The following is a 21,195-nucleotide window of genomic DNA, read 5'->3' as shown; positions in this document are numbered from 1 at the left end:
CTTTTCCCGCAGACAAAAAAACGGCCCGCCTCCAAAAGGAAGCGGGCCGTTTTCATGTTCGGCGAAAGCTCAGAGCCTTAGCTCATCCCTATCACTTGTTCAGGCGGAAATCAGCCTCGGCAGCGGCGAAACGCTGAAGCATGCCTAGAGTCGGCGCGCCCAGCTTGCTGACGATGTAGATGGCCAGGCTGGCGAAGATGAAGCCCGGGATGATTTCGTACAGGCCCAGCAGTTCGAAGTGCTTCCAGACGATCACGGTGATCGCGCCGACCAGGATGCCGGCCAGTGCGCCGTTGCGAGTCATGTCTTTCCAGATCACGGAGATCAGGACCACCGGACCGAACGCAGCACCGAAACCGGCCCAGGCGTAGCTGACCAGACCCAGTACGCGGTTTTCCGGGTTAGCGGCCAACGCGATGGCGATCAGGGCAACCAGCAGCACCATGGCGCGCCCGACCCAGACCAATTCAACCTGGGAAGCGGTTTTACGCAGGAAGGTTTTGTAGAAGTCTTCGGTCAGGGCGCTCGAGCACACCAACAGTTGGCAGCTCAAGGTGCTCATGACCGCAGCCAGGATGGCCGACAGCAGGACACCGGCAACCCAAGGGTTGAAGAGGATTTTCGCCAGTTCGATGAACACGCGCTCTGGGTTTTCGGTCACAGGGCCGGCCAGCTCGGGGTGTGCCGAGAAGTAAGCGATACCGAAGAAACCTACAGCGACGGTGCCGCCCAGGCACAGGATCATCCAGGCCATGGAAATGCGACGTGCCTTGGCGATCGACTTGACCGAATCCGCCGCCATGAAACGCGCGAGGATGTGCGGCTGGCCGAAGTAGCCCAGGCCCCAGCCCATCAGCGAGATGATGCCGATGAAGGTGGTGTTTTTCAGCATGTCGAAGTTGCTTGGATCCTGCGCTTCGATGGCCAGGAACGTGGTGTCGACGCCGCCGGTGGCCAGCAGCACGATGATCGGGGTCAGCAACAGGGCGAAGATCATCAGCGTGGCTTGTACGGTGTCCGTCCAGCTCACGGCCAGGAAACCGCCGACGAAGGTGTAGGCAATCGTCGCCGCAGCACCGGCCCACAGCGCGGTCTCGTAGGACATGCCGAAGGTGCTTTCGAACAGACGGGCGCCGGCCACAATGCCGGAAGCGCAGTAGATGGTGAAGAACACCAGGATCACGACGGCGGAGATGATCCGCAGCAGGCCGCTTTTGTCTTCGAAACGGCTGGAGAAGTAATCCGGCAGGGTCAGTGCATCGCCGTTGTGCTCAGTCTGCACGCGCAGACGACCGGCGACGAACAGCCAGTTCAGGTAAGCACCGATGATCAGGCCGATGGCGATCCAGCTTTCGGAAAGACCGGACATGTAGATGGCGCCCGGCAGGCCCATCAACAACCAGCCGCTCATGTCGGAGGCGCCAGCGGACAATGCCGTCACGACGCTGCCCAGGCTACGACCGCCCAGAATGTAGTCAGAAAGGTTGTTGGTGGAGCGATAGGCCATGAAGCCGATCAGCACCATTGCTGCGATGTAGATCACGAACGTGATCAGAGTTGGATTGCTAACGCTCATTAAGTTTCGCCCTGGCTTTGTTTTTATGTAGCGGCGGCTGGTGAACCGCGCGCAAACGACGACGTTTGACAGACGATTTCAGGTCCCGCGCATTTATGACTGATGTTTCCCCAGGAAAGCCATCAGCCGGTACACCAATCTTTTATGACCGGTTGCACCTTGGCCGCGAATGCTATTCAACAAAGCAAATAAGGTGCAACCCATTTTTCGAGAATAAGTTGCACCTAGTCGGATTTACCTGAAAAACCCCTGTTTTTGCTCCCTTTTAGGGCAGTCCTGACGGTTTACTAGAATGAAAAGCACCAAGTCAGCGCGGTACGTTCGTTCCGGAATTTATTTCCTGACGAGCTGCTTATTATTCCGACAAAAAAAGGGTTGCACCCGGTTGCACCTCAAAGGTTGCCCAGCTAATCTTGCGGCCAGCTGATGCCACGCGGTCGTGGCAAACATGAGGATAAAAATATGGCTACCACCACCCTTGGGGTCAAACTTGACGACCCGACCCGCGAGCGCCTCAAGGCGGCCGCGACCTCGATTGATCGCACGCCGCACTGGCTGATCAAGCAGGCAATTTTCAATTACCTGGAAAAACTCGAGGGTGGTGCAACCCTGACCGAGCTGAGCGGTTTGACCAAGGATTCCGACGAAGCCGTCGATGCGCCTCTGGATCACGCCCACCAGTGCTTCCTCGAATTTGCCGAAAGCATCCTGCCGCAATCGGTGCTGCGCGCCTCGATCACTGCCGCTTACCGTCGCCCGGAACCTGAAGTGGTGCCGATGCTGATCGAGCAGGCGCGTCTGCCGGCGGCGATGGCCGAAGCCACTAACAAGCTCGCCTCCTCGATCGCCGAAAAACTGCGCAATCAGAAGAGCGCCGGCGGCCGTGCCGGAATTGTTCAGGGTCTGTTGCAGGAATTTTCCCTGTCGTCCCAGGAAGGCGTCGCGCTGATGTGCCTCGCCGAAGCGCTGCTGCGCATCCCGGACAAAGGCACCCGTGACGCGCTGATCCGCGACAAGATCAGCACCGGCAACTGGCACCCGCACTTGGGCAACAGCCCGTCGCTGTTCGTCAACGCCGCGACCTGGGGCTTGTTGCTGACCGGCAAACTGGTCGCCACCCACAATGAAGCGGGCCTGACTTCCTCCTTGAGCCGCATCATCGGCAAGAGCGGCGAGCCGATGATCCGCAAGGGCGTCGACATGGCCATGCGCCTGATGGGCGAGCAGTTCGTCACCGGCGAAACCATCGCCGAAGCCCTGGCCAATGCGAGCAAGTTCGAAGCCAAGGGTTTCCGCTATTCCTACGACATGCTGGGTGAAGCCGCACTCACCGAGCACGATGCCCAGAAATACCTGGCCTCGTACGAACAAGCCATACACTCGATCGGCAAAGCCTCCCACGGTCGTGGGATTTATGAAGGTCCCGGCATTTCCATCAAGCTCTCGGCTCTGCACCCGCGTTACAGCCGTGCGCAGTACGAGCGCGTGATGGACGAGTTGTACCCGCGCCTGCTGTCGCTGACCCTGCTGGCCAAGCAATACGACATCGGCCTGAACATCGACGCCGAAGAAGCCGACCGCCTCGAACTGTCGCTGGATCTGCTGGAGCGCCTGTGCTTCGACCCACAACTGACCGGCTGGAACGGCATCGGTTTCGTGATCCAGGCTTATCAGAAGCGTTGCCCGTATGTGATCGACTACGTGATCGACCTGGCTCGTCGCAGCCGTCATCGCCTGATGATCCGCCTGGTAAAAGGCGCGTACTGGGACAGCGAAATCAAGCGCGCCCAGGTCGAGGGCCTGGAAGGCTATCCGGTCTACACCCGCAAGGTGTACACCGACGTTTCCTACATCGCTTGCGCACGCAAGCTGCTGTCGGTGCCGGAAGTCATCTACCCGCAGTTCGCCACGCACAACGCCCACACCCTGTCGGCTATTTACCATATTGCCGGTCAGAACTATTACCCGGGTCAGTACGAGTTCCAGTGCCTGCACGGCATGGGTGAACCGCTGTACGAACAGGTTGTAGGCAAAGTTTCCGAAGGCAAGTTGAATCGCCCGTGCCGCGTGTACGCCCCGGTCGGTACTCACGAAACGCTGTTGGCGTATCTGGTGCGTCGTCTGCTGGAAAACGGCGCGAACACTTCGTTCGTCAACCGCATCGCCGACCAATCCATTTCGATTCAGGAGCTGGTGGCCGATCCAGTGGCCAGCATCGAGCAGATGGCGACGCTGGAAGGCGGCTTCGGCCTGCCGCACCCGCGTATCCCGCTGCCGCGTGATCTTTATGGTGCCGAGCGCGCCAACTCCAGCGGCATCGACATGGCCAACGAACATCGTCTGGCTTCGCTGTCCTGTGCTTTGCTGGCCACCGCTCACAATCACTGGAAAGCCGCGCCGATGCTAGGTTGCGCGTCCAGCACTGAAACCCCGGCTCCGGTGCTGAACCCGTCGGATCTGCGTGACGTCGTCGGCCACGTACAGGAAGCAACCGTCGAAGACGTCGACAACGCGATCCAGTGCGCCCTGAAGGCTGCACCGATCTGGCAGGCCACTCCGCCCGCCGAACGCGCTGCGATTCTGGAACGTGCCGCCGATTTGATGGAAGGCGAGATCCAGCCGCTGATGGGCTTGCTGGCTCGCGAAGCCGGCAAGACCTTCGCCAACGCCATCGCCGAAGTGCGTGAAGCCGTGGACTTCCTGCGTTATTACGCGGTGCAGGCGCGTAACGATTTCACCAACGACGCCCACCGCCCATTGGGTCCGGTGGTCTGCATCAGCCCGTGGAACTTCCCGCTGGCAATCTTCAGTGGCCAGGTAGCTGCTGCACTGGCCGCAGGCAACCCGGTATTGGCCAAGCCTGCGGAACAAACCCCGCTGGTAGCGGCTCAAGCCGTGCGTTTGCTGCTCGAAGCCGGGATTCCGGAAGGTGTGCTGCAACTGCTGCCGGGCCGTGGCGAAACCGTCGGCGCCCGTCTGGTCGGCGACGATCGGGTCAAAGGCGTGATGTTCACCGGCTCCACCGAAGTCGCTCGTTTGCTGCAACGCAATGTCGCCGGTCGCCTGGATGCACAGGGTCGTCCGATTCCGCTGATCGCCGAAACCGGTGGCCAGAACGCGATGATCGTCGACTCTTCGGCACTGACCGAACAGGTGGTGATCGATGTGGTGTCGTCGGCTTTCGACAGCGCCGGTCAACGTTGCTCGGCCCTGCGCGTGCTGTGCCTGCAGGAAGATTCCGCGGACCGTGTGATCGAAATGCTCAAGGGCGCCATGGCTGAATGCCGTCTCGGCAACCCTGAGCGCCTGTCCGTGGACATTGGCCCGGTGATCGACGCCGAAGCCAAGGCCGGCATCGAGAAGCACATCCAGGCCATGCGCGACAAAGGTCGCAACGTGTATCAGGTGGCCATCGCCAACAGCGAAGAAGTCAAACGCGGCACCTTCGTGATGCCGACCCTGATCGAACTGGAAAGCTTCGACGAACTGCAACGGGAGATCTTCGGCCCGGTGCTGCACGTGGTTCGCTACAAGCGCAAAGACATCGATCAACTGATCGGTCAAATCAACGCTTCGGGTTATGGCCTGACCTTGGGTGTGCACACCCGAATCGACGAGACCATCGCCAAGGTGATCGACAACGTCAACGCCGGTAACGTCTACGTGAACCGCAACATCGTGGGTGCCGTGGTTGGCGTACAGCCGTTCGGTGGCGAAGGCTTGTCGGGCACCGGCCCGAAGGCCGGTGGTCCGCTGTACCTGTACCGTTTGCTGTCGACGCGTCCTACCGATGCCATCGAACAATCCTTCGCTCGCGGCGACGCCATCGCAGCACCGGATGTCCGTTTGCGTGATGCCATGAGCAAACCACTGACCGCCCTGAAGGCGTGGGCCGACAGCAACACGTTTGCAGACCTGAGCACGCTGTGTGTGCAGTTCGCGGCGCAGTCGCAAAGCGGCATCACCCGTGTCCTCGCGGGACCGACTGGCGAGCGCAACAGCTACGCCATCCTGCCGCGTGAACACGTGCTGTGCCTGGCGGAAGTCGAAGGCGATCTGCTGACGCAGCTGGCGGCGGTATTGGCTGTCGGCGGTTCGGCGGTGTGGCCGGAAGCTGAATTGACCAAGGCGGTGTTCGCACGTCTGCCGAAGGAAGTTCAGGCGCGAATCAAGCTTGTTTCCGACTGGAGCAAGGACGAAGTGGTGTTTGATGCGGTTCTGCATCATGGCCATTCCGACCAGCTGCGTGCGGTGTGCCAGCAAGTGGCCAAGCGTGCCGGGGCGATTGTCGGGGTTCATGGTCTGTCGCAGGGCGAGACCAGCATTGCGCTGGAGCGTCTGGTGATTGAGCGGGCGTTGAGCGTCAACACCGCTGCGGCGGGTGGTAACGCCAGCTTGATGACCATCGGCTAAACCGCAACAAAACCGGGCAACCGCAATGGCTGCCCGGTATGCAAAATCCTGTAGGAGTGAGCCTGCTCGCGATAGCGCTCTGTCATCCGACCTATTTATTGGATGACACACCGCTATCGCGAGCAGGCTCACTCCTACAGTTGTTTTGGGGTGTCTGGTAAGTCGGTGCTCTGATCTACCATCACGCTCATCAATCATCCTGTTCAGCTTTTATTCTCACGCCTAGACTCGGTCCATTCCAAAAAAAGGTAGGCCGCCATGTCCGAGACGCTGCTCAGTTCCCGCAATCTGGCTTTCGAGCTGTACGAAGTCCTCGATGCCGAGGGCCTGACACAGCGTGAGCGTTTCGCCGAGCACAACCGCGAAACCTTCGATGCCGCCATCGGCACGGCCCGAAGCATCGCCGAGAAGTTCTTCGCGCCGCACAACCGCAAGAACGACGAGAACGAGCCGCGCTACGAGAACGGTCAGGCGATTCTGATTCCGGAAGTGAAACCGGCAGTGGATGCGTTTCTCGAAGCCGGTTTCCTCAACGCGGCGCGCAGCTTCGACGCCGGCGGCATGCAACTGCCTACGCTGCTGTCCCAGGCCTGCTTCGCGCATTTCCAGTCGGCCAACGCGGCATCGACCTCGTACCCGTTCCTGACCATGGGCGCGGCGAACCTGATTGAAAGCTTCGGCACCGATGAGCAGAAGCAGCGTTTCCTGCAACCGATGATTGACGGTCGTTTCTTCGGCACCATGGCCCTGACCGAACCGCACGCCGGTTCTTCGCTGTCGGATATTCGTACACGCGCCGAGCCTGCGTCTGACGGCACCTATCGACTCAAGGGCAACAAGATTTTCATCTCCGGTGGCGATCACCCGCTCTCGGAGAACATCGTGCACATGGTCCTGGCGAAACTGCCGGATGCACCGGCCGGGGTGAAAGGGATTTCGTTGTTTATCGTGCCCAAGTTCCTGGTCAACGATGACGGCAGCCTCGGCAAGCGCAACGACGTCTTGCTGGCAGGCCTGTTTCACAAGATGGGCTGGCGCGGCACCACCTCCACCGCGCTGAACTTCGGCGATAACGGTGAGTGCGTCGGCTACCTGGTGGGTAAGCCGCACCACGGTTTGAGCTACATGTTCCAGATGATGAACGAGGCGCGGATCGGCGTCGGCATGGGCGCGGTGATGCTCGGTTATGCCGGGTATCTGTATTCCCTGGAGTACGCCCGCGAACGTCCGCAAGGTCGCGTGCCGGACAGCAAGGATCCGAATACCGCGCCAGTGGCGATCATTCAGCACGCCGACGTCAAGCGCATGCTGCTGACGCAGAAAGCCTATGTCGAAGGCTCGTTCGACCTTGGGTTGTATGCGGCGCGGCTGTTCGATGACACCACGACGCTGGAGACCGAAGACCAGCGCAAACAGGCGCACGAACTGCTGGATTTGCTGACACCCATCGTCAAATCCTGGCCCTCGGAGTTTTGCCTGAAGGCCAACGAACTGGCGATCCAGATTCTCGGCGGCCACGGCTACACCCGCGAATACCCGGTGGAGCAGTATTACCGCGACAACCGTTTGAACCCGATCCATGAAGGCACGCACGGTATTCAGTCGCTGGATTTGCTGGGACGCAAACTGGCGCAGAACGGTGGTGCAGGGCTCAAACAGCTGATCCGCTTGATTGCCAACACTGCCGAACGCTCGCAGGCACATGAGTCGTTGACTGCGTTGCGTGAACCGCTGGAGAAGCTGGTCGCGCGCCTGCAAGCGGTGACCATCGGCTTGCTGATGGATCTGGGCCAAGGCAAGGTCAACAGCAGCCTGGCGAACTCGGCGCTGTACCTGAAAGTGTTCGGGCACACGGTGATCGGCTGGCGCTGGCTGGAACAGGCGATTCGCGCCGAGGAAGGGTTGGCGAAGGGGAATGCGGCGGATGTGAGCTTCTATAAAGGCAAGCTGCAGGCGGCGCGGTATTTCCTGACCTGGGAAGTGCCGGGTTGCCACCATGAGCTGGCGATTCTTGAGGCTCGGGATGATGTTTGCCTGATGATGCAGGATGAGTGGTTCTGATCAGAATTTTTTGCTGCTGCTGAAATCCAATCGCGAGCAGGCTCGCTCCCACAGGGTCAAGTGTTCACAGATCCAATGTGGGAGCGAGCCTGCTCGCGATGACGTCAGCACAAACAACATATTTATCAGCTCAACTTGAACCCACCCATCTGCCGCGCCAGATCATCCGCCAGGCGCTGCAATGTCTGACAGTCTTCGCGACAAGCCCTGACTTCCCCCGCCGTCGCCCGGGCCAAATCGGAAATGCCCTGCACATTGCGGTTGATCTCCTCCGTCACTGCCGACTGCTCTTCCGTGGCCGTCGCCACTTGATGGTTCATGTCGCTGATGCGCTCGACCTGACCGGTAATCGCCGTCAACGACGCGCCAGTGCGCTGGCTCGATTCCACGCCGGTGCCTGTTGCTGCCTGCCCGGAGTGCATGGATGAAACCGCATTCTCCGCGCCCTGCTTGAGGCTGCCGATCATCTGCTGGATCTCATCGGTCGACGACTGCGTGCGCCGCGCCAACGTGCGCACTTCATCCGCCACGACCGCAAATCCACGGCCCATGTCTCCGGCCCGTGCGGCTTCGATGGCCGCGTTCAGTGCCAGTAAATTGGTTTGCTCGGAAATTCCGCGAATCACTGCCAGCACCTGATCGATGGATGCGACCTGATCGGCCAATTCGCCGACGGCACTGGCGGCGATGCCGATTTCGTCGGACATGCTTTCTATATGCCGGATCGACCCACCGACCACTTCCCGCGCCTGCATCGCTTCATCGCGAGCGTTCTGTGAAGCGACCGCGGCGTTACCCGCGTTCTGGGCGATTTCCTGCACGGTCAGGCCCATCTCATGAACAGCGGTGGCGACCATGTCGGTCATATCCTGCTGACGACCGGAGCGATCGGCGGTGTTGTCCACGACCTTCGCCACTTGGCTGACCGCCGTGCGCAAACGCTCGCTGGTGGTCAGCACTTCACCGATCATCTCGCGCTGACTGTCGAGGAATCGATTAAAGCCTCGCGCCAGGTCACCCAGTTCATCGGCGCGGCTGGAATCTAACCGGTGGGTCAAATCTCCACCACCGCTACCAATGGCCACCAGCGCCGCTGTTACCTGACGGATCGGTCGCACCAGGCCACGGGCCAGTAATACCACAAGCAACAGACACACCAGCGCCACCGCCAGACCAATGCCGCTGCTCATCCACATGGCGCGACGGGCTTCGGCGTAGATCTGCGACTGTGGCACTTCGGCCACCAGGGTCCAGCCCAGATCCCGCAACGGCAGGCTCAACGCCAGATAATCTTCGCCATCGCGGACAAAGCTGCTGTTGGTGGCAACTTTTTGACCCATGACCGATTGTGCGGCGGGCGCGCCGATTTGCTCGGCCAGCGTGCGCTTGCCGCTGAACTGCGCCTCAGGGTGAACCTGGATCAAACCATCGGAACGCACGAGATAGACCTTGCCGCGCTCACCGAAGTTGAAATTGTGAATCAGCTCCGACAGCTCTTTCATGCTCAACCCAAGCCCGGCAACGCCCACGACTTTACCGGCCTGCTCGACCTTGAGGTCGATGAACAGCGCCAATTCTCCGGTCGCGGTGTCATTGTCGATATTGAGGGTGCGTGGCTGGTTACTGTCGAGGAACGCGTAGAACCAGGCGTCCTTGGGGTTGGTACGACTGAGGGTCCGGTCCAGGCCTTTTTCAGTGAAGTAATGGTTTGAAGCCGTGCCGACGATCAGCGCGGTAAAGGCTTTGTGTTCGGCACGGATGCCTTCCAGATACTGGACGAACGCGGCAGTCTGGGCACTGTTTTCACCCCCGGCCAACCAGTCGCGCACCATGCTGTTGCTGGCGATGTCCTTGGCGGCGGTGAGGGGTTGGACGAGGATTCGTTCGATGTCGTTGCGCATCGCTTCGATGCTGGAAGGCAGTGCCTGTTCGACCAGATAGCTCTGGGCAAGGCGGTTGACCACGAGGGTATAAATGCCAACCACGATCAGGATGCTGACCAGCAGGGCGGTGCCCATACTGAGGATCAACTGCCATTGAATACTGCGTCGCCAGAACTGCATGGAGCACCCCCAAAGAATAAGAGGCTGAAACACTGCAACAGCCGTGCCGATTGTATACAACTCAAACGACAATCTATTCTTTGGTTGTGCGCAAAGTCGATCAGGCTTGATTGATCGTCTTGGAGATCACTTCAACCGTGGCGCTGACTTGCTCTTGGTAACGGTCGAGTTCCTGCTTGTGCTGCTTTTGCATTTCGATCTGCTGGGAACACAGATTCATCGCAGCCAATACCAGCAGTCGGTCACCGATCAGTGTCGGGTACTTCCTTTTGGTGTCGGCCAAGGCAGCTTTCAACATCATCGCGGCGTCCAGCAGGGTTTGCTCTTCCCCGGCCGGCGCCTTGATCGAATAGTCCTCCCCCAGGATCGAGACGACTTTTACCCCTGCGGCGCCGTGATTCATGCGCTGACCGGGCCGGCGCTGACGCGCTCAACCAGGGCCTGGATGCGGGCTGCGGTGGCCCCTTGTTTCTCTTCCTGTTCCATCAGGTTCAGTTGCAGACTTTCGTTTTCATCCTTGGCCTGGGCCAGTTCTGTGCTCAGGGTCTGGTTGGTGGCGAGCAGGGTCTGGTTCTGTTGCACCAGGTCGCTGACCAGCTGTTCCAATTGACTAAGGGATGCTTCCAACATTTTGATTTTCCAAGCATTTCAAAGGGCGCGTACGATAAAGAAAAGTCACCACCGATGCCAGGGTTATTGGGACGCAAGGCCTTGATTTTCCTGGCGGGCGACCTTCCTCGCGAGCTTTAAAGACTGTGATTGGCGAATCTGGTTCCTGCACTTCGTCGCCGGAGCGGTTGTGCGACAAAAACGCGCAGGCCCTCAAGACTTTAGTCGTATGACCGATAAGTCACCCATACGTCAGCTTCAGCGCCGCACGGGTGCGCTCACTTTGGTAAACACCATGTCCCTTCGTAATATGAATATCGCACCGCGGGCGTTCCTCGGTTTCGCCCTGATTGGCGGTTTGATGCTGGTTCTGGGGGTGTTTGCCTTGAACCAGATGAGCAAGATTCGCGGCGCCGGCGAAGACATTGCCTCCATGAGCGTGCCGAGCATCAAAAGCCTGGACGAATTCACTCAACTGACCCTGCGCCTGCGGGTGCTGTCCTACCGCTTGCTGGTGAACCGCGAACCAGACGTGCAGCAGAAAACCTTCGAGCTGTTCGATCTGCGTAATCAGCAGATTCGTGACGCGCAGAAAGTCTACGAACCGCTGATCGAGGGCCCGCAAGAGCGTGCCGCCTACGATCAGTACGTGCAGTTGCTGGCGCAATACCGCCAACTTGAAGACCGCATGAAGACCCTCTCGCGCAACAATCAGGTCGATGAACTGCGCACAATGCTCAATAGCGAATTGCTCTCCAACTCCGAGGCCGTCAACGCGGCACTGGGCAAGTTGCTCGAGATCAATACGCAACAGATCGAAGTCACCGACACCCGGGCCGGCGAACAGTATTCAACGTCGCTCAACCTGGTCATCACCTTGTTGGTCATTGCCAGCGGCCTGACCTTGCTGTTCGCCTGGCTCCTGACCAACAGCATCACCAAACCGATTGCCAACGCCTTGAGCGCGGCCGAAGAAATCGCCGAAGGCAACCTGACTCGCCCGATTCATGTCGATGGCGATGACGAAGCCGGCCGCTTGCTGCTGGCCATGTCGAAGATGCAGGAGAAGCTGCGTGACACCCTACAGCGGATTTCCGGCTCGGCCACGCAACTGGCGTCCGCCGCTGAAGAGCTGAACAGCGTCACCGACGAAAGCGCCCGTGGTCTGACCCAGCAGAACAACGAAATCGAACAGGCCGCCACCGCTGTCAATGAAATGACCAGCGCCGTGGAAGAAGTCGCGCGTAACGCCGTGAGCACGTCCGAAGCCTCGAAGAACGCCACCACCTCGGCCGGTGACGGCCGTGACCTGGTGCAGGAAACCGTCAGCGCCATCGAGCGCATGAGCGCCGATGTGCAGAGCACCGCGACCTTGATTGGTGATCTGGCCAACGAGTCCCGTGACATCGGCAAGGTGCTGGACGTGATCCGTGGACTGGCTGACCAGACCAACCTGCTGGCGTTGAACGCAGCGATTGAAGCCGCGCGTGCCGGTGAAGCCGGACGTGGCTTCGCAGTGGTGGCGGATGAGGTGCGTGCACTGGCGCATCGTACTCAGCAGTCGACCAGCGAGATCGAACGCATGATCGGCAGCATTCAGAGCGGCACCGAACATGCGGTGAACTCGATGCGCAACAGCACCGAACGTGCTGAATCGACCTTGAACATCGCCCGCGGTGCAGGTCTTTCGCTGGATACGATCAACAGTGCCATTGTCGAGATCAACGAGCGCAACCTGGTAATCGCCAGCGCGGCCGAAGAACAGGCGCAGGTCGCCCGTGAAGTGGATCGCAACCTGGTGAATATCCGTGATTTGTCGGTGCAATCGGCGACCGGGGCGAATCAGACGAGTGCGGCGAGCAATGAGTTGTCGCGATTGGCGCTGGACCTGAACAACATGGTTGGGCGGTTCAGCCTCTAACCGCCGACACCTTCTCTGTGGCGAGGGAGTTTGCTCCCGTTCGGCTGCGAAGCAGTCGCCAATCAGCCTGCGCGTTGAATCTGATTCACCGCGCCGCCTCTTCGGGGTCGCTGCGCGATCCAACGGGAGCAAGCTCCCTCGCCACAGGGATCATGCTCAATCCGGGTGACGTTGTCGCTGCTGCAAAAGCTTTTTGACAGCATCACATTTCAACAGGTTAGAATCGCTGGCACGCAGACTGCATGGTCAGTTTGTGCCCGCCTTTCAGCTTTCTGGAGTACTGCCTTTGAATGCGACGACCATCAACAGCCTGTTCTTGATCGGCGCGTTGCTGGTAGGTGCGAGCATTCTGGTGAGTTCACTTTCCTCGCGTCTCGGCATCCCGATTCTGGTGATCATCCTCGCCGTGGGCATGGCCGCCGGCGTCGACGGCGGCGGCATTATCTTTGATAACTACCCCACGGCTTATCTGGTCGGCAACCTCGCCCTCGCGGTGATCCTGCTCGATGGCGGTTTGCGCACCCGCGTATCCAGCTTTCGCGTGGCGTTGTGGCCGGCGTTGTCGCTGGCCACGGTCGGGGTGTTGATCACCACCGCGCTGACCGGCATGGCCGCCGCCTGGCTGTTCAACCTGAACATGATCCAGGGTTTGCTGATCGGTGCCATCGTCGGCTCGACCGACGCCGCGGCAGTGTTCTCGCTGCTGGGCGGTAAAGGCCTGAACGAACGGGTGACTGCCAGCCTCGAAATCGAATCCGGCAGCAACGACCCGATGGCGGTGTTTCTCACCGTCACCCTGATCGACATGCTCGCCAGCGGCCAGACGGGCCTGCATTGGAGCCTGCTCGGGCATTTCGTGCGTGAATTCGGCATCGGGGCCGTGATCGGCCTCGGCGGTGGCTGGGTCATGCTGCAATTGGTCAACCGGATCAACCTCGCCAACGGCCTCTACCCCATTCTGGTGATTGCCGGCGGCCTGGCCGTCTTCGCCCTGACCAACGCCTTGCATGGCAGTGGCTTCCTGGCGGTTTACCTCTGCGGCCTGGTGATCGGCAATCGTCCGGTGCGCAGCCGCCACGGCATTCTCCACATGCTCGATGGCATGGCCTGGTTGGCACAGATCGGCATGTTCCTGGTGCTGGGGCTGCTGGTGACGCCGCATGACCTGTTGCCGATCGCCCTGCCCGCGCTGGGTCTGGCGCTGTGGATGATTCTGTTTGCACGGCCGCTGTCGGTGCTGGTCGGCCTGCTGCCGTTCAAGGCGTTCCATGGCCGCGAGAAGGCGTTTATTTCCTGGGTCGGCCTACGCGGCGCGGTCCCGATCATTCTGGCGGTGTTCCCGCTGATGGCCGGCCTGCCGGATGCCCAGCTCTACTTCAACCTTGCCTTCTTTATCGTGCTGGTGTCGCTGCTGGTGCAGGGCACGAGCCTGCCGTGGGTGGCGAAACTTTTGAAAGTGACCGTTCCGCCGGAGCCGGCACCGATCTCGCGCGCAGCGCTGGAAGTGCACGTTACCAGCGAGTGGGAGTTGTTCGTTTATCGCCTCGGCGCCGAGAAATGGTGCATCGGTTCGCCCCTTCGCGAGCTGAAAATGCCCGACGGCACGCGTATCGCCGCTCTGTTTCGTGGTCAGCAACTGCTCCATCCGTCGGGTAGTACGGTGCTCGAAGTCGATGATTTGCTGTGCGTTATCGGCCACGAGCACAATCTTCCAGCCCTCGGAAAGCTCTTCAGTCAGGCACCGCAGCGCGGCCTCGATTTGCGCTTCTTCGGCGACTTCGTGCTCGAAGGAGACGCCCAGCTGGCCGCGGTTGCGGCACTGTACGGGTTGAAAGTCGAAGGCATCGATCCAGACATGTCCCTGGGTCGATTCATTGCCCAGAAAGTCGGCGGTGCTCCCGTCGTCGGTGACCAGGTGGAGTGGAACAACACCATCTGGACCGTTGCGGTCATGGAAGGGAACAAGATCGGCAAAGTGGGCGTCAGATTCCCCGAAGGAAGTCGCCCCGGCCCGGGCTTGTTCCTCTAAACTCCAACCTTCGTCTCGTTTTCGATCGGTCTCTATGCCAACCCTGCGCACTTTTTTCATCATGGCCCTGTTGGGCTTGAGTCTTTCTGTCGGTACGTTGCAAGCGGCTGGACCGCCGACCAGCGAAGCCGTGCAGGCGAGTCTGGACAAGATCGCCGATCGCAAACTGCCGGAAGCGGATCAAAAAGCGTTGCAGGGCATCCTGCAAAACACGCTGACTCAGCTCAATAACAAGCGCGATTACGATCAGAAATTGATCGATCTGAAGCAGCAACTGGCCACCGCTCCCAAGCAGAACATCGAGAACCAGCGGGAATTGGCGCGGCTGAAAGCCAGCAAGGCACAGCCAGTTGCGCAGCGCTACGCCAACCAGTCGGTCCAGCAGCTCGAGCAAGTGCTCACCGAGCGTTCGACCCAGCAAAGCGATCTGCAGAAAGCACTGGCCGACGCCAACAGTCTGGTGATTACCGCCCAGACACGACCCGAGCGCGCCCAGGCTGAAATTTCCACCAGCCAGACGCGCATCCAGCAGATCAACAACATTCTCAAGGCCGGCAAAGACAACGGCAAAGCCTTGAGCGGCGAACAGCGTGACCAGCTCAACGCCGAGCTTGCGGCACTGAATGCCTTGATCCCGCTGCGCCGCGAGGAACTGGCCGGTAACAGCCAGTTGCAGGACCTGGGCAACAGCCAGCATGATTTGCTCACGGAAAAAACCGATCGCCTGGATCAGGAAATCCAGGAGTTGCAGACCCTGATCAATCAGAAGCGCCTGGCCCACTCCCAAGAGGCGGTGACCCAACAATCCATCGAAGCGCAGAAATCCGGCAGCAGCAGCTTGCTGGCCACCGAAAGCGCGGCGAACCTGAAACTCTCTGACTACCTGCTCAAAAACACCGACCGCCTCAACGCAATCACCCAGCAAAACCTGCAAACCAAGCAGCAACTGGACAGCGTGACCCAAAGCGATTCGGCCCTGGACGAGCAGATCAGCGTACTCAAGGGCAGCCTGCTGCTCTCCAAGATTCTCTACAAACAGAAGGCGGCCCTGCCGCGCCTCAAGCTCGACCGCGACCTCGCTGACCAGATCGCCGACATTCGCCTGTTTCAATTCGAAGTCAGCCAGCAACGGGAGCTGCTCAACAACCCGGCAACCTACGTTGACAATCTGTTGGCGACCCAACCGCCGGAGCAAGTCACCCCGCAGCTGCGCAAGAGCCTGCTGGAGCTGGCCACCACCCGCGCAGACCTGCTGGAGCGCCTCAACCGCGAACTGAGCGCGGTGCTCAACCAATCCATCACCCTGCAACTCAACCAGAAGCAACTGCTCAGTACCACGCAAAGCCTGCGGGCGACGCTCGATGAGCAGATGTTCTGGATCCCCAGCAACAAGCCGCTGGATCTGGAATGGATGCACGGCGTACCGGAGCGTTTGCAACGGCAGGTCACCACGCTGCCGTGGGCTTCCAGCCTGAGCGAATTGAGCGATGGCCTGATCCAGCGGCCGTTGTTGTTCCTGCCCCTGGTGTTGCTGATCGGCGCCCTGCTGTGGCGGCGTAAAAGCCTGTACGCCCGACTGAGCAAAGTTCACCAGGACATCGGCCACTTCAAGCGTGACAGCCAATGGCACACGCCGCAGGCCATCTTGATCAATATTCTGCTGGCGATGCCGGTCTCGCTGGGCCTGGCCTTGTGCGGCCTGGCCCTGCAGATCGACGCCCGCGGGCAGAACGCCAACATGGGCGCGGCGCTGCTGCAAATGGCCCAGGCCTGGCTGGTGTTCTACACCGCTTACCGGATTCTCGCGCCGGGCGGCGTGGCTGAACTGCATTTCCGCTGGGAAAAGCCCCAGGTCGAATTCCTTCAGGGCTGGGTCCGCCGACTCGGGTTGGTGGTGATGGCATTGGTCGCCGTGGTGGCGGTCGCCGAACTGCAACCCTCGACGCTGGCGGATGACGTGCTCGGCATGCCCGTGGTGCTGACCTGCTACGCCTTGATGGCCTGGCTGCTCAGCCGCCTGCTGGTCAGCAGCCCGACGCACCAGAACGCTTCGCTGTTCCGCAAAGCAGTCGGGGTCCTGTTTACCATCCTGCCCGTGGCATTGTTCGTGGCGGTGTGCTTCGGCTACTACTACACCGCGCTGAAGCTCAGCGACCGGTTGATCAACACCCTTTACCTGCTGATGTTCTGGCTGGTCATCGAAGCCACGTTCGTTCGTGGCCTCAGCGTGGCGGCACGACGCCTGGCCTACCAACGCGCCCTGGCCAAACGCCAGGCGGCGAAAGAGGCCGGCGACGGCGAAGCGGTGATCGAAGAGCCGACGCTGGACATCGAGAAGGTCAACGAACAGTCCCTGCGCCTGATTCGCCTGGCACTGCTGGGCGGATTCATCGCGGCGCTGTATTGGGTCTGGTCCGATCTGATTTCGGTGTTTTCGTACCTGGACAACGTCACCCTCTACGAATACACCAGCGGCACCGGCGCCAATATGAGCATGGTGCCGATCAGCATCGGCGACATGCTCGGCGCGCTGATCATCATCGGCATCACATTCGCTCTGGCGCGCAACTTGCCGGGGCTGCTGGAAGTGCTGGTGCTGTCGAAGTTGAACCTGGCGCAGGGCAGCGCCTATGCCACGACCACGTTGCTGTCCTATGCGATCGCCGGCATCGGTTTCGTCTCGACCCTGTCCACCCTCGGCGTGAGCTGGGACAAGTTGCAATGGCTGGTGGCGGCGTTGTCGGTCGGCCTCGGCTTTGGCATGCAGGAGATCTTCGCCAACTTCATCTCCGGCATCATGATTCTGTTCGAACGCCCGGTGCGGATCGGCGACACCATCACCATCGGCAACCTGTCGGGAACGGTCAGCAAGATCCGTATCCGCGCCACAACCATCACCGACTTCGACCGCAAAGACATCATTGTCCCGAACAAGACGTTCATCACCGGGCAATTGATCAACTGGTCCCTGACCGACACCATTACCCGGGTGACCCTCAAGCTCGGCGTCGATTACGGTTCGGACCTGGACCTGGTGAAAGAGCTGCTGCTCAAAGCCGCGCGCGATAACCCGCGAGTCCTGAAAGACCCGGAACCCCACGTGTACTTCCTGAACTTCGGTGAAAGCACCCTCGACCACGAGTTGCGCATGCACGTGCGTGACCTCGGTGACCGCAACCCGGTGCTGGACGAGGTCAACCGCTTCATCAATCGCGAATTCAAGAAGCAGCACATCAACATCTCGTTCCGGCAGATGGAGGTTTACCTCAAGAACCTTCAAGGCCAGGAATATAAAATGGTGCCGATCGATCCCGAGTCCAAAACCATCGCGCCGCTGGTGGATAGCAAGGCGCCGCAAGAGCCGCCGCCCACCAAACTCGACTAACGGCCCTATCCCTAGCAGAATGCTCGGACATTCTGCTGGAGATGGCCGTTGAAACCTCTCGACGAACTGACCTTCGATAATCGCTTCGCCCGCCTGGGCGATACGTTTTCCGCCCATGTGCTGCCCGAGCCCATCGACAACCCGCGCCTGGTGGTGGCCAGCCCAGCAGCCATGGCGTTGCTCGACCTCGACCCGGCCGTGGCCGACACCCGGGAGTTCGCCGAGCTGTTCAGCGGCCACAAGCTCTGGGCCGACGCGGTGCCTCGGGCGATGGTTTATTCCGGGCATCAGTTCGGTTCTTACAACCCACAGCTGGGCGACGGTCGCGGTTTGTTGCTGGGCGAGGTCTACAACGAGGCCGGCGAACACTGGGACCTGCACCTCAAGGGCGCCGGTCAGACACCCTTTTCGCGCATGGGCGATGGACGTGCGGTACTGCGCTCGTCGATCCGCGAGTTTCTCGCCTCCGAAGCACTGAATGCCCTGAACATCCCGACTACCCGCGCCCTGTGCGTGATCGGCTCCGACACCCCGGTGTGGCGCGAGAAGCAGGAACGCGCGGCCATGGTCCTGCGCCTGGCGCCGAGCCATGTGCGTTTCGGGCATTTCGAATATTTCTACTACACCAAACGCCCCGAGAAGCAGAAAGAACTCGGCGAGCACGTATTGGCCATGCATTTCCCCGAGTGCCTGGAACAACCGGAACCGTACTTGGCGATGTTCCGCGAAATCGTCGAGCGCAATGCCGAGCTGATCGCCAAATGGCAGGCGTATGGCTTCTGCCACGGCGTGATGAACACCGACAACATGTCGATCCTTGGCATCACCTTCGACTTCGGACCGTTCGCCTTTCTCGACGACTTCGACGCCCATTTCATCTGCAATCACTCGGATGATCAGGGCCGGTATTCCTTCAGCAACCAGGTGCCGATCGGCCAGTGGAACCTCAGCGCCCTCGCCCAGGCACTGACGCCGTTCATCAGCGTCGACGCCCTGCGCGAAACCCTTGGCCTGTACCTGCCGCTGTACCAGGCCCACTACCTGGACCTGATGCGCCGCCGCCTCGGCCTCACCACCGCTGAAGATGATGACCAGAAACTGCTGGAACACCTGCTGCAACTGATGCAGAACAGCGGCGTCGATTACACCTTGTTCTTCCGTCGCCTGGGGGATGAATCACCGGAATTGGCCGTCGCCCGCTTGCGCGATGACTTCGTCGACATCAAAGGCTTCGATGCCTGGGCCGAACTGTATGTCGCCCGGGTTGTCCGCGAAGGCGAGATAGATCAGGAGCAGCGGCGCAAGCGGATGCATGCCGTCAATCCGCTGTACATCCTGCGCAACTATCTGGCGCAGAAAGCCATCGATGCGGCAGAGAGCGGCGACTATTCAGAGGTTCGGCGACTGCATACGGTGCTGAGTAATCCGTTCGACGAGCAAGCGGGGATGGAAAGCTACGCCGAGCGGCCGCCGGAGTGGGGGAAGCATTTGGAGATCAGTTGTTCGTCGTGATGTTGGTCAGTCCAGGGGATCAATGGCACTGACGACGCGAGCAACGATGTCTGCCATCGTAACGTCATCAAGTCGCTCAATGAACCTGGCTGAGCCGTCGCGCACACGCTGCTCAATATCAAAACTACGTACCTGATTACAAACCGCGACACCGTTTGTTTCTCCCGAATACGTGAGCATCACCGTGCCTGCCCGGTTGTGTTGTCTTGATAAACGTAGCGTGCGACTCCAAATCAGTTTTAGACAGCCCAAACATTCAGAGCTCCGACCATGACCGACCCACTCCTCATCCCCTGCCCCCACTGCAACGGCCTCAACCGCATCCCCGCCGAACGCCTCAACGACCATCCAAAGTGCGGCCGCTGCAAGGCCCAGGTCCTGCTGAGCAAGCCGTTCGAATTGAAGCAAGGCGATTACGCCAGTCAGATCAAGGGTGATCTGCCGCTGCTGGTGGACGTGTGGGCGCAGTGGTGTGGGCCGTGCAAGTCGTTTGCGCCGGTGTTCGAGCAGGCGGCGGGGCAATTGGCGGGTAAGTGTCGGCTGGCCAAGCTGGACAGCGAGGCGAATCAGCAATTGTCGGCGCAGTTGGGGATTCGCTCGATTCCGAGTCTGATCCTGTTCAAGAACGGCCGGGAAGTGGCGCGTCAGAGCGGGGCGTTTCCGTTACCGCAGTTGATGAGCTGGTTGCGTAGCCAGGGGATCTGAACGAGATCTCGTCATCACCCCGCAACTGTAGGAGCGAGGCTTGCCCGCGAAGACGATCTGGCAGTCAACTGCAGTGTTGAATGTTATGCCCTCTTCGCGGGCAAGCCTCGCTCCTACAGGGGACTGTCAGGCGTTTTCGAGCAGGTTGTGCAGCTCGACGAATTGCTGCGTCAACTTGTGCCGTGGGTCGAGGTGAATCAGCGGCGTATTGGCCTGGTGGGATTCGCGCATGCGCACCGAGCTGGTCAGGTACACCGGCAGCACCGGCAATCCTTCGGCGATCAGCTCGTCGAGAATTTGCTGCGGCAGGCTGGCACGGGCCTGGAACTGATTGACCACGATGCCTTCAACCTCCAGGCCTTCGTTGTGGTCGTCCTTCAACTCTTCGATTTCCGCCAGCAGACCGTACAGCGCCTGGCGCGAGAAGCTGTCGCAATCGAAGGGGATCAGCACCCGGTCAGCGGCGATCAATGCCGATACCGCATAGAAGTTCAGCGCAGGCGGGGTATCAAGGTAGATGCGGTCGTAATCTTCCCCCAGTTCCTCAAGCAGTTTGCGCAGCTTGTTGATCTTGTGTTTGGCCTCAAGTTTGGGCTGCAGGTCAGCCAACTCGGCGGTCGCGGTAATGACATGGAGGTTTTCGAACGGCGTTTCGTAGATGTCGACCTTGTTTTTCTTCGAGAACGGTCCTGAGGACAGGGTCTGCTTGAAGAAGTCGGCGATGCCCATCGGGATGTCATCACCGGTAAGGCCTGTCAGGTACTGAGTGGAGTTGGCCTGGGCATCGAGATCCACCAACAGGGTGCGATAACCCTCGCTGGCACTGACCGCCGCCAGATTGCAGGCAATGCTGGATTTGCCCACGCCACCTTTCTGATTGAACACCACGCGCCGCATGTCAAAAACCTCCGTGTATCAAAG

General features: G+C 60.0%; 12 protein-coding genes and 1 pseudogene. 7 read left to right on the top strand and 6 right to left on the bottom strand.

The window, feature by feature from the left end; translation table 11 throughout:
- Nucleotides 1-91: 91 nt before the first annotated feature.
- Nucleotides 92-1,576, bottom strand: a complete 1,485-nt coding sequence (gene putP / locus JIO00_RS02230) for a sodium/proline symporter PutP (RefSeq protein WP_200667530.1) — start codon at nucleotides 1,574-1,576, stop codon at nucleotides 92-94.
- 462 nt (nucleotides 1,577-2,038) lie between these two features.
- Here putP and putA point away from each other — a divergent pair, with 462 nt between their 5' ends.
- Both putA and JIO00_RS02220 read left to right on the top strand, forming a co-directional pair.
- Nucleotides 2,039-5,989, top strand: a complete 3,951-nt coding sequence (putA, locus tag JIO00_RS02225) for a trifunctional transcriptional regulator/proline dehydrogenase/L-glutamate gamma-semialdehyde dehydrogenase (RefSeq protein WP_200667529.1) — start codon at nucleotides 2,039-2,041, stop codon at nucleotides 5,987-5,989.
- 258 nt (nucleotides 5,990-6,247) lie between these two features.
- Entirely contained in the window at nucleotides 6,248-8,050 is a 1,803-nt protein-coding gene (locus tag JIO00_RS02220) for an acyl-CoA dehydrogenase (RefSeq protein ID WP_200667528.1), read from the top strand.
- Nucleotides 8,051-8,175: 125 nt separating this feature from the next.
- Here the strand turns inward: JIO00_RS02220 and JIO00_RS30065 are convergent, their stop codons facing one another.
- The 4 genes and pseudogenes from JIO00_RS30065 to JIO00_RS02205 form a co-directional block, all read right to left on the bottom strand.
- Complete coding sequence (locus JIO00_RS30065; protein ID WP_409201929.1) at nucleotides 8,176-8,883, bottom strand: methyl-accepting chemotaxis protein; 708 nt, start codon at nucleotides 8,881-8,883, stop codon at nucleotides 8,176-8,178.
- A gap of 204 nt (nucleotides 8,884-9,087) precedes the next feature.
- Nucleotides 9,088-9,951: pseudogene (locus JIO00_RS30060) on the bottom strand (cache domain-containing protein); the annotation flags it as partial.
- A gap of 262 nt (nucleotides 9,952-10,213) precedes the next feature.
- Nucleotides 10,214-10,516, bottom strand: a complete 303-nt coding sequence (locus JIO00_RS02210) for a cell division protein ZapA (RefSeq protein ID WP_010464343.1) — start codon at nucleotides 10,514-10,516, stop codon at nucleotides 10,214-10,216.
- A complete protein-coding gene (locus tag JIO00_RS02205) occupies nucleotides 10,513-10,743 on the bottom strand; it encodes a hypothetical protein (RefSeq protein WP_010464345.1) in 231 nt (76 codons plus the stop codon). Before JIO00_RS02205 ends, JIO00_RS02210 begins: the two co-directional genes overlap by 4 nt.
- Before the next feature lie 274 nt (nucleotides 10,744-11,017).
- Here JIO00_RS02205 and JIO00_RS02200 point away from each other — a divergent pair, with 274 nt between their 5' ends.
- The 5 genes from JIO00_RS02200 to trxC all read left to right on the top strand — a co-directional run bounded on the left by JIO00_RS02200 (nucleotide 11,018) and on the right by trxC (nucleotide 20,274).
- Nucleotides 11,018-12,643, top strand: coding sequence for a methyl-accepting chemotaxis protein (locus JIO00_RS02200; protein ID WP_200667526.1), 1,626 nt, complete (start codon nucleotides 11,018-11,020; stop codon nucleotides 12,641-12,643).
- Between the two features lie 286 nt (nucleotides 12,644-12,929).
- A complete protein-coding gene (locus JIO00_RS02195) occupies nucleotides 12,930-14,672 on the top strand; it encodes a potassium/proton antiporter (protein ID WP_010464348.1) in 1,743 nt (580 codons plus the stop codon).
- A gap of 34 nt (nucleotides 14,673-14,706) precedes the next feature.
- The gene (gene mscK, locus JIO00_RS02190; RefSeq protein WP_010464350.1) at nucleotides 14,707-18,057 is read left to right on the top strand and encodes a mechanosensitive channel MscK; all 3,351 of its coding nucleotides are present in this window, start codon (nucleotides 14,707-14,709) and stop codon (nucleotides 18,055-18,057) included.
- A 48-nt stretch (nucleotides 18,058-18,105) separates the two neighbouring features.
- On the top strand, nucleotides 18,106-19,569 hold the full coding sequence (gene selO, locus JIO00_RS02185) for a protein adenylyltransferase SelO (protein ID WP_200667525.1): 1,464 nt from the start codon (nucleotides 18,106-18,108) through the stop codon (nucleotides 19,567-19,569).
- Between the two features lie 270 nt (nucleotides 19,570-19,839).
- Nucleotides 19,840-20,274, top strand: coding sequence for a thioredoxin TrxC (trxC, locus tag JIO00_RS02180; RefSeq protein WP_010464355.1), 435 nt, complete (start codon nucleotides 19,840-19,842; stop codon nucleotides 20,272-20,274).
- 126 nt (nucleotides 20,275-20,400) lie between these two features.
- On the opposite strand, the gene JIO00_RS02175 is transcribed toward trxC, so the two are convergent.
- Nucleotides 20,401-21,171 (bottom strand): ParA family protein, encoded by a 771-nt coding sequence (locus tag JIO00_RS02175; RefSeq protein ID WP_010464357.1) that lies wholly within the window; start codon nucleotides 21,169-21,171, stop codon nucleotides 20,401-20,403.
- Nucleotides 21,172-21,195 lie beyond the last annotated feature (24 nt).

Source organism: Pseudomonas sp. SW-3, from assembly GCF_016615645.1.
Lineage (GTDB): Bacteria > Pseudomonadota > Gammaproteobacteria > Pseudomonadales > Pseudomonadaceae > Aquipseudomonas > Aquipseudomonas mandelii.
This window is presented reverse-complemented; position numbering and strand designations above follow the sequence as displayed.

Bases quoted from the DNA above. Each gene is read 5' to 3' on its own strand.
- JIO00_RS30065 (WP_409201929.1), bottom strand. From the start codon at position 8,883: ATGGGCCTGACCGTGCAGGAAATCGCCCAGAACGCGGGTAACGCCGCG.
- JIO00_RS02175 (WP_010464357.1), bottom strand. From the start codon at position 21,171: ATGCGGCGCGTGGTGTTCAATCAGAAAGGTGGCGTGGGCAAATCCAGC.
- mscK (WP_010464350.1), top strand. From the start codon at position 14,707: ATGCCAACCCTGCGCACTTTTTTCATCATGGCCCTGTTGGGCTTGAGT.
- JIO00_RS02210 (WP_010464343.1), bottom strand. From the start codon at position 10,516: ATGAATCACGGCGCCGCAGGGGTAAAAGTCGTCTCGATCCTGGGGGAG.
- JIO00_RS02200 (WP_200667526.1), top strand. From the start codon at position 11,018: ATGTCCCTTCGTAATATGAATATCGCACCGCGGGCGTTCCTCGGTTTC.
- putP (WP_200667530.1), bottom strand. From the start codon at position 1,576: ATGAGCGTTAGCAATCCAACTCTGATCACGTTCGTGATCTACATCGCA.
- JIO00_RS02205 (WP_010464345.1), bottom strand. From the start codon at position 10,743: ATGTTGGAAGCATCCCTTAGTCAATTGGAACAGCTGGTCAGCGACCTG.
- JIO00_RS02220 (WP_200667528.1), top strand. From the start codon at position 6,248: ATGTCCGAGACGCTGCTCAGTTCCCGCAATCTGGCTTTCGAGCTGTAC.
- trxC (WP_010464355.1), top strand. From the start codon at position 19,840: ATGACCGACCCACTCCTCATCCCCTGCCCCCACTGCAACGGCCTCAAC.
- putA (WP_200667529.1), top strand. From the start codon at position 2,039: ATGGCTACCACCACCCTTGGGGTCAAACTTGACGACCCGACCCGCGAG.